The sequence below is a fragment of the Fischerella sp. PCC 9605 genome (assembly GCF_000517105.1).
GTDB lineage: Bacteria > Cyanobacteriota > Cyanobacteriia > Cyanobacteriales > Nostocaceae > PCC9605.
Window position 1 is genome coordinate 47,285 of the sequence record NZ_KI912149.1, and the last position, 15,453, is coordinate 62,737.

The following is a 15,453-nucleotide window of genomic DNA, read 5'->3' on the forward strand; positions in this document are numbered from 1 at the left end:
GCCTTTTTATCAACTTTATCATTAGGGTTCTCTACGAGTTACTAGGAGTTTATGGAGAACTTCTCATTCATAAGACACGACCATAAAAACAATGGATATGATGTCACAACAAGAAAAATTGCTTAATCGCTACCTTGAGGGAGATACTCAACTTTGTAGGCAACTTTTGATTGCTCCAGAGTATCTACAAAAAGTGAAGAGAATTGCCCGCAAGCACACTCAAGGAACTTCTGTTTCCTGGCAAGATGCAGAGCAAACAGCCTATGAAAAAGTACTCCAAGCAGCAAAATCTGGAAAGTTTCGCGAAGGGGGAATCAAGAAGTTTTACTGCTGGGCAGAAACAGTAGCTCGATGTGAAATCATCGATCTTGTTCGTAAAGAAAAGCAATTTCACTGGAGCAGTTTAGATCGAAAGATTTCAGGAACAGAACTGCCGCTATCGGAAACTATCCCCGATAAATTCAACTTATTGGAAGCTATAGAGCGTAAAGATTTTATCCTTAGAGCAATAGAAGCAATAAAAGTTATTGATCGACGCTATCCCAATCAAGCTTATCAAAAACTGTGGCGAGGTCGGGTTGAAGGTAAAACCCAAACTCAAATTTCTATCGAATTGGGAGTCACACAAAGCGATATCTCAAAGCGTTGGAAAAAATTATTAAAATACATTGCTCAAGAGTTAGGACTGTTGCCATCTAAAGAAAATTTCCAACGAGAAGTACAAGCTACTCGACAGCAAAAAGCAGTGAGATTGCGCTCGGATGTACAATGGTAAGATAACTATCCAAAAATTTCTTAAAATCCGCCAATTAATCAGAATTAGTACGACTGGGTATAGTAGAAGTTGCTAACCAGCTACTAGTAATAAATAAGACCACAAACTGAAAAAAAGATAACCAATCATCGTCCGGAGCTAGAAACTCATGCGTATGGACTTCAGTGAATTCACAACTTCGAGCTTTAAGAAGTTTTGTCAGGAACTGCCCCAACCGGGAGAAATCTGGGAAGTTAGTCGAGTTGCGCGAAGTCCTTTGCAGTTTTCAACACAAGAACAACAAAATCTCTACTCAAAGTCAGCGCGACGATTTCTTGGGGAAGACTCAACACCACGCTACGTGATGATTGTCAAGGAGCCTGAACCAGCGGTAGAGCAACAGAACAAATGGCAGGTAATTTCGGTAATGCTGCTGTCTGTAGAAACCAGTTTCCTCAGTGATGTGGATCTTCTGATTCCATCTCACCTTTCTGGAGTCGGACAAGATTTGCTTGCGGAAACTTGGCATGTGCTGCCCATGTTGGCTTGTAATTTATCACGCCTAATTGGGCAGCGGCTTTCTAGAAAAGTTTATGACTTATTGCTGACAGTGGGAGACCACTATCACGGTTTGGTTGATGAAGCACCCTTGCTCGCACAAATCCAGTTACTTGGGTTAGAAATGGGAATAACCTCAGCCAAACAACAGCCAGAAATTCAAGCCTTTCACCAGCAAGAAGAAGCTTGGAGTGATGTGTTGATAGTGCCAGTGGCGGCTTATCGTACCTACATAAAAACCATGAAACTTACTAATGCAATATTAGATGAAGCTTTGCAACTGGCTGTGTTGCAAAAACTTGTAGAGGATAAAAAAACTGCTCGACTGGATTTTAGATTAAAACAGGACAAAAAGACTCAGGAGTGCTGAATTAAATTCTACTATGTGGATGTGGAAACTTCCGCTCTCGTACTTCTACGCTATAGTCCTGTACAGCTTGGGTAATCGTCTCGCGCAAATTTGTATAAACTTTCGCAAACGGCGGTTGTTTTTCTGAAAGCCCGATGACATCAGACGTGACTAATACCTGTCCATCACAATGCGGACCAGCACCAATGCCAATGGTAGGAACACTGAGTTTTTGTGTTATTTCAAATGCCAAATCGTTAGGGATGTGCTCTAATACGATCGAAAATACACCCGCTTGTTCGAGAGCGATCGCTTCTTGTAAAATCCTCTCTCGGGCTGCTTCCGTCTTTCCCTGTTGTCGCAAACCGATTTGATGTATTGATTGCGGTGTCAAACCCACATGGCCCATGACTGGAATTCCCGCTTGCACCAAACGGGCAATAGTTTCTACCATTGCTGGATACCCACCTTCTAACTTTACTGCCTGTGCTCCAGCTTCTTTTAACGCCAGTCCAGCAGAGTGTATTGCTTGTTGGATGCTTTCTTGATACGTCAAAAATGGTAAATCTACGACGACCAAAGCACGTTTGACACCACGGCGAACAGCTTTGGCATGGTACAGCATTTCTTCTAGGGTGATTGGTAGTGTTGTTTCGTACCCCAACATCACCGCCATAGAATCACCCACCAAGATGAGATCAACACCAGCTGCATCGAGGAGTTGGGCGATCGCATAATCCCAAGCCGTCAACGCCACAATTGCGCGTCCCTGCTGTTTCCATTGAATTAATTGCTGGGTGGTAACTGCCATTTTGGATTAGGGGATTGGGGATTGGGGATTGGGGATTGGGGATTGGGGATTGGGGATTGGGGATTGGGGATTGAGATTTCACTTATTCTCCCTAGTGGTCTTTCCCATTAATTATGAGAGGTTTGTAGTGAGCGATAAATCGCTCAATTTTAAGGGCTAAAGCCCTGACTACGAACTTTCACAACTCATCAAAACTAATGGAACCACTAGTTCCCGCTCCCTAGTCCCCGTTCCCTTATCACCGATACCCAATCCCTACTTTACAGCGCGAGTAAAAGCGAGATGGGGTGTTGCACTTGCCATTTTTGGCATTAACCAAGCAAGACCTTCAGTAGTGCCAATCCACAATTTATTGCCAACATCAGGCGCAAGGGAAAGCACACGACTGGAGGGAAGACCGGGAACTTCGTCTAGCACAGCACCAGTACTTGGATTCAATCGTAGCAAACCATTACCAGTACCGACCCAAACACTACCATCTTTAGCAAAACGGATTGCAGTCACGTCACGTCCCCGTAAGCGAGTTACAGACCGCAGCACAGCACCTGTTTTTGGGTTAATAACAAGGAGATTATTTGGCATTCCCGCCCAAATTAACCCCTCTGGGCTAATAGCTAAAGCTTGTACAGTCGTACCTGGTAAATTATCGATCCGCTTCATAATCAAAGCATTAGCCGTATTAACTCGCACTACTCCATCCAAAGTCCCCACCCAAAGTTGACCTTCAGCATCTAAACTCAGAGCATTAGCACTGACACCAGGAAGATTTTTGACATTGGTCATAATCAAGCCTTGGTCAGGACTAATCAAGGCTAAGCCATTATCTGTTCCCGCCCATAAGTAACCCCGTTTGTCAACCAATAAAGATAAAACTCGCTTAGAAGGCAAAAATAAATTTTGCGCCGTAATTTCGTTACTACGGGGATCTACTCGCTTTAATCCTTCATAGGTTCCCACCCACAAGCGTCCGACTTTATCTTGAGTTAAAGCACCAATGGCAACATTCGGTAAACTCACACGAGCTAATATTTTGCCAGTGTTGGGGTCAATCCGCGACAACCCCCGCCAAGAAGCTACCCACAGATTACCTGTATATTCAGCCTGCAAAGCACTAACGCGATAATCATTTTCTTGCAGGCGTTCTTGTAAATTGCGATCGTCTGGTAAGGGGTCTACCCGTCGTGGTGGCGAGGTAGCTGGGTAAGCAGGAGTTAATTCAGATGGATTAACGTTGAGAATTTTGGGTGTTGGAGTATTGCTGTTACTTTCTGGTGCAGTTGCCGGAATTGCTAGCGCTACTGTACCTAAACTTGGCAAAGCTATCAACCCTAGCAAGGTAGAACCGAGCAATTTAGTACGTTTGTAAAACAATACCACGGTTGTATTTCCTTTGGAGACAGTTTCTATCAACTCAGCCTCAAAAGGCGACTTCTTGTAAAAGTCGGGAAAAGGGTAAGGGGGAAAGGTTAAAGGGGTTGAATTTTCCTTTGCCCCTTTCACCTTTTCCCTTGTCCCCCTCTTGCAAAAATTACTTTTGCAAGAGGTCTAGGCTTGAGGTTAGTTTCAGTGTTCCCCTACAGCGTGGTTTTTAAACAAGGAAGGGGCAAAGGGAAAAGGAAGAAAATTTGACCTTAACCTTTACCATTTAAGCTTTTCCCAGCTTCTTAACGTTCGCAATTAACAAAAAAATGCCAGCATCATACATAAAATCAGCGTTGTAGCTTCGTCTGATCTGCCTTTGAGATTGTTCAATATAACTATTCATGACATTCTGTAAAGTATTCTTAATAAAATGTTGAAAACTTTATGTAATAAAAAATTTAAATATAAAAGTTAAAAAGATCCAAAGAATAACTTATTGCATTCTTGATATATTGTGAAACAAGTTACAAATTACGTGGAGTGCAATCAGTCTTTCGCTCACCACTCCCCTAAATGTAGGTCTATCAAAATTTCTCCTGTCTCTACCCTGTGAATGGGAGAGATACAGGGGGTGAAAAAGCGAAAAACTTGCTAGCCCACCTCCGACTATCCCCGAAATCAAAGATTATCTTGATATTTCCTCCGTTAATGGGGGAAAACGGGGGATGCTGGAGAAACCAACAATAATCATTTCGCCTCTAGCGAGGTTGGATGACATAAAAAAGTTTAGTGGAGTGCAAGCAACAGATAAAAAATGAAGTTTTATTCCTGGGAAAAGGGAAAGCTAAGAGCGTACAATAGTGCGTGCCTACAACGCAAGTACACTGGTGAGAAAATTACCCTATAGTTCCGAGTTGTGAAGCTCCAGCACGAACTTCTCAGGGTTTCCACCTCTCCTAGGTCGAAAAACCACTAACCTCTGTTGAAGACAGCCCCAAACCTAAAGATGTTCCAAATCTTTTTTCATTGATGAGGGGAAGGAGGCGAGGTTAGAGGAAGTTGCACGCAGCGTAGTTTGTAAATAGAAAGAGTGACTTCTTGGAAGGGAATAGTATGTCTTACGCTCAAACGAAGACTCAGACAAAAGCAGGGTATCAAGCCGGGGTTAAAGATTACAGACTGACTTATTACACCCCTGATTACACACCAAAAGATACAGATATATTAGCGGCATTCCGCGTTACGCCCCAGCCCGGCGTTCCACCAGAAGAAGCTGGTGCTGCTGTGGCGGCTGAGTCTTCCACTGGTACTTGGACAACCGTGTGGACGGACTTGCTGACCGACCTAGATCGCTACAAAGGTCGTTGCTACGATATCGAACCAGTTCCCGGCGAAGACAACCAGTTCATTTGCTACGTTGCCTATCCTCTGGATCTGTTTGAAGAAGGCTCTGTAACCAATATGTTGACCTCAATTGTAGGTAACGTATTTGGTTTCAAAGCCCTGCGGGCGCTGCGTTTGGAAGACTTACGCATTCCTGTTGCTTACCTGAAGACTTTCCAAGGGCCTCCCCACGGTATCCAAGTAGAGCGTGACAAAATCAACAAATACGGTCGTCCCCTGTTGGGTTGTACCATTAAGCCCAAGTTGGGTCTGTCTGCGAAGAACTACGGACGCGCTGTATACGAGTGCTTGCGCGGTGGTTTGGACTTCACCAAAGACGACGAAAATATTAACTCTCAGCCCTTCATGCGTTGGCGCGATCGCTTCTTGTTCGTTGCTGAAGCTATCCACAAAGCCCAAGCTGAAACTGGTGAGATCAAAGGTCACTACCTGAACGTTACCGCCCCCACCTGCGAAGAAATGCTCAAGCGGGCAGAGTTCGCTAAAGAACTGAAAATGCCCATCATCATGCACGACTACCTAACCGCAGGTTTTACTGCTAACACCACTTTGGCTAAGTGGTGCCGTGACAACGGTCTATTACTCCACATTCACCGGGCGATGCACGCCGTGATCGACCGTCAAAAGAACCACGGTATTCACTTCCGGGTTTTGGCTAAGTGCTTGCGGATGTCTGGTGGCGATCACATTCACACTGGTACGGTGGTCGGTAAGCTAGAGGGTGAGCGCGGTATTACAATGGGCTTCGTTGACCTGCTGCGCGAAAACTACGTTGAGCAAGACAAGTCTCGCGGTATTTACTTCACCCAAGATTGGGCTTCTATGCCTGGTGTAATGGCAGTTGCTTCTGGTGGTATCCACGTATGGCACATGCCTGCACTGGTAGAAATCTTCGGCGATGACTCGGTGCTGCAATTTGGTGGTGGTACCCTCGGACACCCCTGGGGTAACGCTCCTGGCGCTACCGCTAACCGCGTTGCTTTGGAAGCTTGTATCCAAGCTCGTAACGAAGGCCGCAGCTTGGCTCGCGAAGGTAACGACGTTATCCGCGAAGCTGCCAAGTGGTCTCCTGAGTTGGCCGCTGCTTGCGAACTGTGGAAGGAAATCAAGTTCGAGTTCGAGGCAATGGATACCGTCTGATGTCAAGTAAAAAGTTAAAAGTTAAAAGGTAAAAGAAAATTCTTCTTACTTTTGACTTTTGACTTTTGACTTTTGACTTATTAGGGGGCTGGGGTCAAGCATGAACATTAAGCAAATTGCGAAGGACACAGCCAAGACGCTGCAAAGCTACCTGACTTATCAGGCAGTGAGAACGGTATTGGCTCAACTCAGTGAAACCAATCCTCCCTTGGCATATTGGCTGCATCGATTTTCCGCCCAAGACAAAATCCAGGATGGAGAAGCTTACATTGAAGAACTTTTCCGAGAAAAGCCGGATTTGGCACTGCGGATCATGACAGTCAGAGAACATATAGCTGAGGAAGTTACCGAATATTTACCGGAAATGGTTCGCACTGGTATTCAACAAGCCAATATGCTACATCGTCGCCAGCATCTTGAGCGAATTACGCAGTTAAACCAATCAAACCCCAGTTCCGAACCAGAACAGCAAGCAACTTCAGATCCTAATTTGGATAATTCATCCAATGATGGTTAATAGCTAGTGGTTAGTGGATAGTGGATAGTCGTTAGTGGTTAGTGGGTAAAATAAACAACTACCAATTACTAACTACCAACTACTAACTACTAACAACCTTGTTTACTAATTAGTTCAAAAATCGCAACTCAGAAACTATGCAAACTCTACCAAAAGAGCGTCGTTACGAAACCCTTTCCTACCTGCCTCCCCTCACCGATGCTCAAATCAGCAAGCAGATCCAGTACATTCTGAATCAAGGTTACATTCCGGCTATTGAGTTCAACGAATCCTCTGAGCCTACCGAATACTACTGGACAATGTGGAAATTACCTTTGTTCAGCGCTAGAAGTACTCAAGAAGTGCTGAGCGAAGTGCAAGCTTGCCGTTCACAGTATGGCAACTGCTTCATCCGCGTTGTGGGCTTTGATAACATCAAGCAGTGCCAAATTCTCAGCTTTATCGTTCACAAGCCCGGCAGATTTTAAAGCTGGTATAAAACTGGTAAGCTGTAAGTAATTGATATTCCCCCAACAGGAGAGGTAGAATTATCTGCCTCTCTTATTTATTGATTTTTGTATTTTCTAAATCTTAAAAGAATTTAGTAAAATGTAGGAACGCAAACAAAATTGCACAATTACTCGTGAGGTTCGTCCTTTGTCATTAGTCATCTGTCATTTGTAGTGACTAGAAACTAAGGACTAAAGATAGATGACAGTATTCACGAGACAATATGCAACCTATACGTGCATAAGCATAGTAAGTAACTCTGAGAAAAATTTAAGTGAATTCAAAATATATACCGCAAGTAAGAATTTGCTTTGTGGGCGAGTCCTTTGTTAATGGAGCTGGCGATCCAGAGTGTCTAGGTTGGACAGGAAGAATATGCGTTGATGCTAATAAAAAAGGTTATGAAATTACCTACTATAATTTAGGAGTGAGGCGAGAAACAAGTACTAACTTAAAAAATCGTTGGCTCCAGGAAGTTTCTTATCGTCTTCCTAAAGAATACGATGGCAGAGTTGTATTTTCTTTTGGAGTTAACGACACAACTATAGAAAATGGTAAACCTCGTGTTTCACTCGTAAATTCAATTTTAAATACACGCCAAATTTTAACTGAAGCAAAGCAGTTATATCCGATTTTAATGGTCAGTCCTCCACCGATCGCAGATGAGGAACAAAATCAGAGAATTGCCGATTTAAATCAACAGTTTGCGTTAATTTGCAAGAGATTGGATGTGCCTTATCTAGATGTTTTTGATGTCTTAGTAAATTCAACTATCTGGATGGATGAGGTAAGAACAAATGATGGTGCTCATCCCAGAACAGCAGGTTACACAGAGTTTGCAGAAATTGTGCAAAATTGGCAAGCCTGGAAAGATTGGTTTTCTCCTAACGATGCTTGAAAATGCTGCGTTAAGTTTTCGCTAACACACCTTACAAAAGCTAATCGAAAATCCCCAATTGTTATGGCTTATTACATTTCTCCCCGCTTTCTTGACAAAGTTTCTGTTTTCATTACCAAGAATTACCTTGACCTTCCTGGTGTGCGAGTACCTTTAATTTTGGGTATTCATGGACGTAAAGGCGAAGGCAAATCCTTTCAATGTGAGTTAGTTTTTGAAAGAATGGGTGTGGAAGTGACTCACATTTCCGGTGGAGAGTTGGAAAGTCCAGATGCTGGAGATCCAGCGCGTCTAATTCGCCTGCGCTATCGAGAAACCGCAGAATTAATTAAGGTACGCGGCAAAATGTGCGTAATCATGATTAACGATTTAGATGCGGGTGCGGGACGCTTTGATGAAGGTACGCAATACACAGTGAATACCCAGTTGGTAAATGCCACACTAATGAATATTGCTGATAACCCCACCGATGTCCAACTTCCCGGAAGTTATGATTCAACACCTTTACATCGCGTACCAATTATTGTCACAGGTAATGATTTTTCCACCCTATACGCGCCTTTAATTCGCGATGGTCGGATGGAGAAATTTTATTGGGAACCAGACCTGGATGACAAGGTGGGAATTGTTAACGGAATTTTTAGTGAAGATGGACTTTCGCAACGGGAAGTAGAACAACTTGTCGAGACTTTCTCAAATCAGTCGATAGACTTTTTTAGTGCGTTGCGATCGCGTATTTATGACGAACAAATCCGCCACTTTATCCATGAAATTGGTGTTGAACGTATATCCTTGCGGGTGGTGAACAGTTTAGAAGGGCCACCACAATTTAGAAAACCCGATTTTAGCTTGTCTCACTTAATTGAGATGGGTAACTTTATGGTGGGTGAACAGCAACGAGTCCAGACTTCTCAACTAGTTTCTGAATACAATCGTGGTTTGTACTCTCGCAATCAATCCACACCTTCCCCTGCTGCTACACCAAGTAGTCAGCCATCAAGCAATGGTTCAACTCAACGACCAATAACCAACGGCTATCAGAAATCACAAGCATCAAACACCCATCTAACCCTAGAAACACAAGAACAAATCCGGGAAATATTGTCTCATGGTTATAGAATTGGTATTGAACACGTAGATGAAAGACGCTTCCGCACTGGTTCTTGGCAAAGTTGTGCTGTTGGTCAAATCACTGGTGAATCAGATGCCATTTCTACTATAGAATCTTGTCTGGCAGAATACAGTGGTGAATACGTGCGCCTGGTAGGAGTCGATCCCAAAAATAAACGCCGAGTGATGGAAACGATTATCCAGCGTCCGAATGGGAAAGTTGGTAGTTGGTAAGCAGAACAATTTAATTAATACTAGGTTGCAGTCAAAGATAGTAATTCCCTCACCCCGCCTATCGGCACCCCTCTCCCAATTTGGAACAGGGGAGGGGAGAGGGCACGAATTGCGATATCTGAACACAACTTGGTATAAACATACAGTCTACCCTGTAAGATCCCCGACTTCTCGTCAGAAATCGGGGATCTGTCTTTTTAATTTATTCAAATCCAAGGGCATATAAAGATAATGACAACCCTGTAGTATATGTAACATAAAAAATAAGAAATTTTTGTTATGTAGTTTAACTATGAACCAGTATCGCTTCCGACGGTCATTTACCGAAGACCCTACATTAAGCGATCGCTTATTTAACCTGGTGGAAGTCGTTTTTCCTGAAATTGGAGTTAGAGATGCAGTGGAACGCGGTCGGAAACTAGGTGCATCCTGGGAATCAGCTTCTACCCCGTTTATTCGCTTCCATGAAGACTTAGCCATTACTCATGTGGGAGTTCTAGAAATCCCCATGCAACTAATGGGACAAGACTTAATTGTAGGCGGAATTCATGGTGTGTGTACGCATCCGGAGTTTCGACGGCGTGGCTACTACCGTGAAGTTATGGAAGAAGTATTAGATTACTGTGGCGATCGCTATAAAACCCTAATATTAACCACAACACAACCTGAAATATACAATCCTTTTGGCTTTCGCGTTGTTGGGGAGCATATTTTCACAGCTAAGTGTGACTCTCCAGGTGGGACTAATGGCTTTCGAGTGTTAGATACTACAGATAGTAACGATGTCAAATTACTAAACAGGCTATTGGAAACGCGTGAACCCGTTTCCAGGATTTTGGGGGTAGTGAAAGAGAAAGCCGTGTTCTACTTCAACGAGGGAAATAACCCCCTGTATTACGCCGAAGACTTGGATCTCGTGGCGGTGATGGAGATAGAAGACAGCAAACTCAAACTTTTCGATTTGGTGGGAACACAGATATGCACTTTAGAAGCTATTCTCGAACGCATATCCCAACCCATCAACGAAGTTGAGATTTACTTTAGTCCCGAACGCCTTGATGCTAAAGTGCAAGCATTTCCTCACATACTCGGTGGCGAACTTTTCTTGATGGTTCGTGGTACTTTTCCGCCTGAAGGAGAAAAATTCATGCTTCCACGTTCTGCACGTTGTTGAACAAAAGTAAAAGGTAAAAGGCAAAAGCAATGGGAAGTTTTTTTTACTTTTACCTCTTACCTTCTGCGTTTTTCCTAGCATTGGATACAAGTGATAAATGATACCATATTTCAGCACGACCATCAACCGCCGAAAATTCATCAAAACCTTGGGAATAGCAGCTTTATCTGCTCAAATTCAGCCGTTTGCTGTTGAAGCCAAACTCTATCCAAATTCCGTACTCAAGCCACAGCGTTTACAAGTAGGCGATACAGTAGGATTAATTAGTCCCGCTGGTATGATTGAATCAAAAGACGTTGAAGAGGCAAAGCAAACATTTGCAACATTGGGATTACAAGTCAAGTTAGGACAGCATCTTTTAGATCGTTACGGCTATTTAGCAGGTAAAGACATTGACCGTGCTGCTGATGTCAATGCGATGTTTGCTGACAAGTCAGTCAAAGCTGTTATCGCTATGCGCGGTGGTTATGGTTGCGATCGCATTTTACCCCTAATTAACTATTCTTTGATTCGCTCCCATCCCAAAATCGTCATGGGATACAGCGATATAACCGCCTTATTATTAGCAATTTACACCCGCAGTCGAGTTGTTACCTTTCACGGCCCCGTCGCTACCTCTACCTGGAATAATTTTACTGTGAATCACATCAAGCGCATTCTTTTTCAGGGTGAAGCAGTGACGATGCACAATACCCTAGCTACCGAACTACGTCGGAAAACCATTACTCCCGGAAAGGCAAGGGGTAAACTTGTGGGTGGTAATTTGTCGGTGCTATCAGCGATGGTGGGGTCATCCTATCTTCCTTCTTGGCAGCACAGCATTTTGTTTGTAGAAGAAATAGACGAAGATATTTATCGTGTAGACCGAATGCTGACTCAGTTAAAAAATGCAGGCATTCTCAACAAAATTGCTGGTTTTGTGTTTGGGCAATGCACTAATTGCAGTCTTGGCGATCAACCATCACTGACTTTCGCGGAAGTTTTGCAAGACCATATCAAACCCTTGGGTATTCCCGCTTGGTACGGTTCAATGATTGGTCACATCAAAGATAAATTTACCGTGCCTGTTGGTGTAGAAGTGGAAATTGATGCCAATTTAGGGACGCTGCGGATGTTAGAGTCAGCTGTAGCCCTGTCAAGGTGGGTAAAAAACGAACCACTATCTTAGTAGAGAAGACTATTTTCCTCTTAGTGTCTTAGTGTCTTAGTGTTTCAATCATTCTTTTTTCACCACCCTCCGGGTTCGCCAGTCCCCCATCTCGGCAGAAGCCAAGACGGGGGCTGGACTCACCAAGACACTAAGACACCAAGAAAAATCCATTTCCAAGACTCACACCTTGACAGGGGTAGAGTCAATAGTTTGATATTTCAGAAATTCAGGATTTTATTAACAACATTTCATTACCACCTTTTTGGAGTTCATATTCTACTCTGACAATTGAAACTGTATATCCCAGATCGCGCAATTCTCGTGTGATACGTTCGAGGTAAGGTGAACGTTGCAACATTAGAGTCAGCAGAGGGAAAATACGCACTTCTTGACTAACTCTTAGCATCTCTCTTATGGAATCATAATGAAATTTATAATTATAATGGTCTGAGTACAAAAAAAGAAAGTGCGAACATAAAGCGATATCGTACTCTTTATCTTTAAAGTTTAGTCTAGGCAGTTCTCCAATTTGATATCTTCCCTCTTGTTTTCCCCGATCGTAATCGCTGATAAATTCTTTTATTGCTTGGACTCTATTACGTCTTAAATTTTCAGGGGATTTATGATATGACCAAGCCCAGTCATCAGGAGTTGCTTTCACTTGGTCAATGATATTGTCTACAACCTCATTAAATCTCTTGAGGATTTCTGTGCTACTAAATTGATAGATTGGATCAACAGAAGTGACATTAACACCAATTTTTGTAGCTTCTGCATTAAAGCTAGCTGGGCCATCGCCAACACCCAAAATTCGCTTATTTAAATCTGATTTTGTCAAATCGAACATTTTCATATATTCATGAAGCGATCGCCCGAAGGGAACCACTTTTTCTAACTTCACTGCCATAGGTAATGACCATCTGCTTAGAATTAAGAACCTTAGATTGGTATGCCTCAGTAATTACTAAAGTTATGGATATTGTCTACTCGCATAATTACCTATTCCTAAAATCAATCAGTGTTTGCCAATAAGCATCTGGCATACCAATATCAAAATACTTTCCTTTCACAACGTATCCTGTCATTCCCTCCGCCGCACGTAATTTATCAAGACAGGTTGTTAACTGAAATTCTCCACGTTCTCGAAAGTTATTCCTAACGTTTTCTTCCAAAAGTTCAAATATTTTTGGTGTGAGTGCATACAATCCAAATATGCACAAAAACTCATCTTCTGCCATTCCTTCTACACGCAGATGCTGACGTGCATATTCAACAGTAGGTTTTTCGGAGACTTGTGTCAGCGAAAGAATTGAGCCTTTCTCTTGCCAAACTCCTGTGACGCACCCAGCTTTATAAAGGATTTCTGCTGGTATTGTTGTTAAGCCAACAACACTTTGATTAATTTTTTCGTAAATTTCTAACACCTGACGCGCACAGGATTTTTTTGTTGCAGATGAGTAAATGTGGTCGCCTAGCATTAACAAAAATGGCTCATTATTGACCCATTCTTTCCCACATAATACCGCATGACCGTAACCTTCTTGTTCTTTTTGAGTTAAAATTTTAATTCTGTCACCCAAATCTACTATATATTTGCTATATTTCTGGTTTTCTGGCGATAGTTTTTCAAAAAGTTCTGCTTTGGGTGGGAATTTAAATAAATCTGTAAAAATTCTTTTGTCTTCCGGTTGCACTACTATCCCAATTTCTTCGATGCCAGCACTAATGGCTTCTTCCACTATTAATTGAATGACAGGTTTTGTCCTGCCATCTTGATCAATAATCGGGAAAAGTTCTTTTTTGACAACTTTGGTAGCAGGAAATAAGCGAGTGCCAAAACCAGCAGCAGGAATTACAGCTTTTTTAACTTGATTTTTCGGCATAAATCGTCAATTGTAAACATTGCATTTGCGGGAAATCCCGCTCAATGATTTCGATAACTTTTTGTTGATTTTCCTTGTCTTTGACAACGAATTGTGCTGTACCGTCTCCTTGGGAACCAACGCCTTTACCACCCAAAATATAAGGTTGAATCGGTTCATAATTCAGTAGTTGGTGTAGAACAGGTGCAGTTAACTCCTCAGGACAGGCGGGTATGAGGTGCTTGTCAAATTCTATCTGTGCCTGTTTCATCAGAGTACCAATTTGTTGTGCATCGCCTGTTTGCATAGCTTCAATAGCAGCTTGGGTGATTTGATAGCTGATGGAACCCAAATATTTTTGCACATTCGCTTGTATTGCGTTGCTGGCGAAGGGATAACACTCATTCAGTTTCCTAAGAATTACTTGAGTATTCTTGCTAGCACCAAGATCCACTATGACAAAAAACAGATCTTTTGGAACACTGAGTTCCACTATATCAGTGCGATCGCCATCAAATTTCATTGCGATCGCGCGATTACCGTAGGCGCAAGCTTGATCCATCCGTCCGCAACGAGAAGGGGTAGTAATCTCCCCAAGATAAGCAAACTCCATTTCTTCCTGGATAGGCATCTTTAAGTCATATACCTGATTAAAAGCCCTCGCCACTAATACGCAAATAGCCGCACTCGATGACAAGCCTTTTTGAATCGGTAAATCCGTCAGATAATTGTCAATTTCTATCCCTCCCAGAGGCGTTTGCAGCTTGACAAGAAATTGGTAAACCACACCTGCTGCGTAACTAAAAAACCCTCCCTTTATCGCTTCGCTAAGCAAGGCTTGTTTTTCCATGGGCAGAGTCATGGTTTTACGGGTTCCATCACTAAGGGAGGTACTTAGAATTAATTGGTTTGGATGGGGCTTTACTTCTGCATACAGTCCCTGATTCGTACCTACCAGCAGCGTGTAACCTATTTTTAATTCAGGATTGAGATGGCGGTATCCTCCGGCCCAATCACTATGTTCACCAAATATACACAGACGACCTGGAACAAAAATATTCATATATGTTTTCTATCTTACTCGCTAAATTTTACGCATCTTGTCAAAAAATACTATGTTCACCAGCATTTTCTTATACCATCTTGTGCTAAGGGTCAAGCGGGGTCTTGCCATAAATTTAGCTTTTGGGGCAAGCGTTTGTTGTCATCTTATACAAGTGTCAGTTCAGAAACTGTCACTCACCCAAGTCCTCGTTTTATCTCAGAAAAGATATTCTTATTTTGTGCAAGGAGTGATACCACTTCACCATATGTTTGCCACAGGTTAATTTCGTAATACCTTCTATATTCAGGGATATTGCGAATATCAAATGTTGCATCAAACAAGTGAATTGGTATGGAATTATACTAAAAAGCGCTTGAGCCAGGAAAATTCTCAAGCGCTTTTACGTGTTGATTATTTGTCATTCATCATTTTTTAGCTGTTTAGTTGTTAGGTGTTAGTTGTTGTTTGTTGATTTTTGGGCAATAGTGATTTGCGATACTAAATATTGCTAGTACTCACTAAATACCGTGAGGGCGCAAAGCTTTGCGCCCCCACTAACCACTAACCAATGTAGAGACGTGCCATGGCACGTCTCT

Annotated in this window: 14 protein-coding genes; 9 read left to right on the top strand and 5 right to left on the bottom strand. The window is 42.6% G+C overall.

Annotated elements, in window-relative coordinates; all coding sequences use genetic code 11:
* The first annotated feature begins 97 nt into the window (after positions 1-97).
* The gene (locus FIS9605_RS0115210; RefSeq protein WP_231510373.1) at positions 98-775 is read left to right on the top strand and encodes an RNA polymerase sigma factor; all 678 of its coding nucleotides are present in this window, start codon (positions 98-100) and stop codon (positions 773-775) included.
* A 148-nt stretch (positions 776-923) separates the two neighbouring features.
* Complete coding sequence (locus FIS9605_RS37175) at positions 924-1,682, top strand: hypothetical protein (protein WP_197036060.1); 759 nt, start codon at positions 924-926, stop codon at positions 1,680-1,682.
* A gap of 1 nt (position 1,683) precedes the next feature.
* Here FIS9605_RS37175 and panB read toward each other — a convergent pair whose 3' ends face one another.
* Together panB and FIS9605_RS0115225 are read right to left on the bottom strand one after the other, a co-directional pair.
* On the bottom strand, positions 1,684-2,472 hold the full coding sequence (gene panB, locus FIS9605_RS0115220; RefSeq protein ID WP_026733358.1) for a 3-methyl-2-oxobutanoate hydroxymethyltransferase: 789 nt from the start codon (positions 2,470-2,472) through the stop codon (positions 1,684-1,686).
* 255 nt (positions 2,473-2,727) lie between these two features.
* Positions 2,728-3,882 (bottom strand): two-component regulator propeller domain-containing protein, encoded by a 1,155-nt coding sequence (locus FIS9605_RS0115225; RefSeq protein WP_026733359.1) that lies wholly within the window; start codon positions 3,880-3,882, stop codon positions 2,728-2,730.
* 1,065 nt (positions 3,883-4,947) lie between these two features.
* Here FIS9605_RS0115225 and FIS9605_RS0115230 point away from each other — a divergent pair.
* From FIS9605_RS0115230 to FIS9605_RS37180, 7 genes are all read left to right on the top strand, one after another.
* On the top strand, positions 4,948-6,378 hold the full coding sequence (locus tag FIS9605_RS0115230; RefSeq protein WP_026733360.1) for a form I ribulose bisphosphate carboxylase large subunit: 1,431 nt from the start codon (positions 4,948-4,950) through the stop codon (positions 6,376-6,378).
* 100 nt (positions 6,379-6,478) lie between these two features.
* The gene (gene rcbX, locus FIS9605_RS0115235; protein WP_026733361.1) at positions 6,479-6,895 is read left to right on the top strand and encodes a RuBisCO chaperone RbcX; all 417 of its coding nucleotides are present in this window, start codon (positions 6,479-6,481) and stop codon (positions 6,893-6,895) included.
* 137 nt (positions 6,896-7,032) lie between these two features.
* Entirely contained in the window at positions 7,033-7,362 is a 330-nt protein-coding gene (locus FIS9605_RS0115240; RefSeq protein ID WP_026733362.1) for a ribulose bisphosphate carboxylase small subunit, read from the top strand.
* A gap of 296 nt (positions 7,363-7,658) precedes the next feature.
* Positions 7,659-8,282, top strand: a complete 624-nt coding sequence (locus FIS9605_RS0115245; protein ID WP_026733363.1) for a GDSL-type esterase/lipase family protein — start codon at positions 7,659-7,661, stop codon at positions 8,280-8,282.
* 63 nt (positions 8,283-8,345) lie between these two features.
* Positions 8,346-9,626 (top strand): ribulose bisphosphate carboxylase small subunit, encoded by a 1,281-nt coding sequence (locus FIS9605_RS0115250; protein WP_026733364.1) that lies wholly within the window; start codon positions 8,346-8,348, stop codon positions 9,624-9,626.
* A 292-nt stretch (positions 9,627-9,918) separates the two neighbouring features.
* Positions 9,919-10,800 (top strand): GNAT family N-acetyltransferase, encoded by an 882-nt coding sequence (locus FIS9605_RS0115255; protein ID WP_026733365.1) that lies wholly within the window; start codon positions 9,919-9,921, stop codon positions 10,798-10,800.
* A 97-nt stretch (positions 10,801-10,897) separates the two neighbouring features.
* Positions 10,898-11,968: a S66 peptidase family protein gene (locus FIS9605_RS37180; RefSeq protein WP_035139882.1), complete on the top strand. Its 1,071-nt coding sequence runs from the start codon at positions 10,898-10,900 to the stop codon at positions 11,966-11,968.
* A gap of 208 nt (positions 11,969-12,176) precedes the next feature.
* On the opposite strand, the gene FIS9605_RS0115265 is transcribed toward FIS9605_RS37180, so the two are convergent.
* The 3 genes from FIS9605_RS0115265 to FIS9605_RS0115275 form a co-directional block, all read right to left on the bottom strand.
* Positions 12,177-12,857: a hypothetical protein gene (locus FIS9605_RS0115265; protein ID WP_026733366.1), complete on the bottom strand. Its 681-nt coding sequence runs from the start codon at positions 12,855-12,857 to the stop codon at positions 12,177-12,179.
* Positions 12,858-12,945: 88 nt separating this feature from the next.
* Positions 12,946-13,833, bottom strand: a complete 888-nt coding sequence (locus FIS9605_RS0115270) for a sugar phosphate nucleotidyltransferase (protein ID WP_026733367.1) — start codon at positions 13,831-13,833, stop codon at positions 12,946-12,948.
* Positions 13,814-14,875, bottom strand: coding sequence for a mevalonate kinase family protein (locus FIS9605_RS0115275; protein ID WP_026733368.1), 1,062 nt, complete (start codon positions 14,873-14,875; stop codon positions 13,814-13,816). Before FIS9605_RS0115275 ends, FIS9605_RS0115270 begins: the two co-directional genes overlap by 20 nt.
* Between the last annotated feature and the right edge of the window lie 578 nt (positions 14,876-15,453).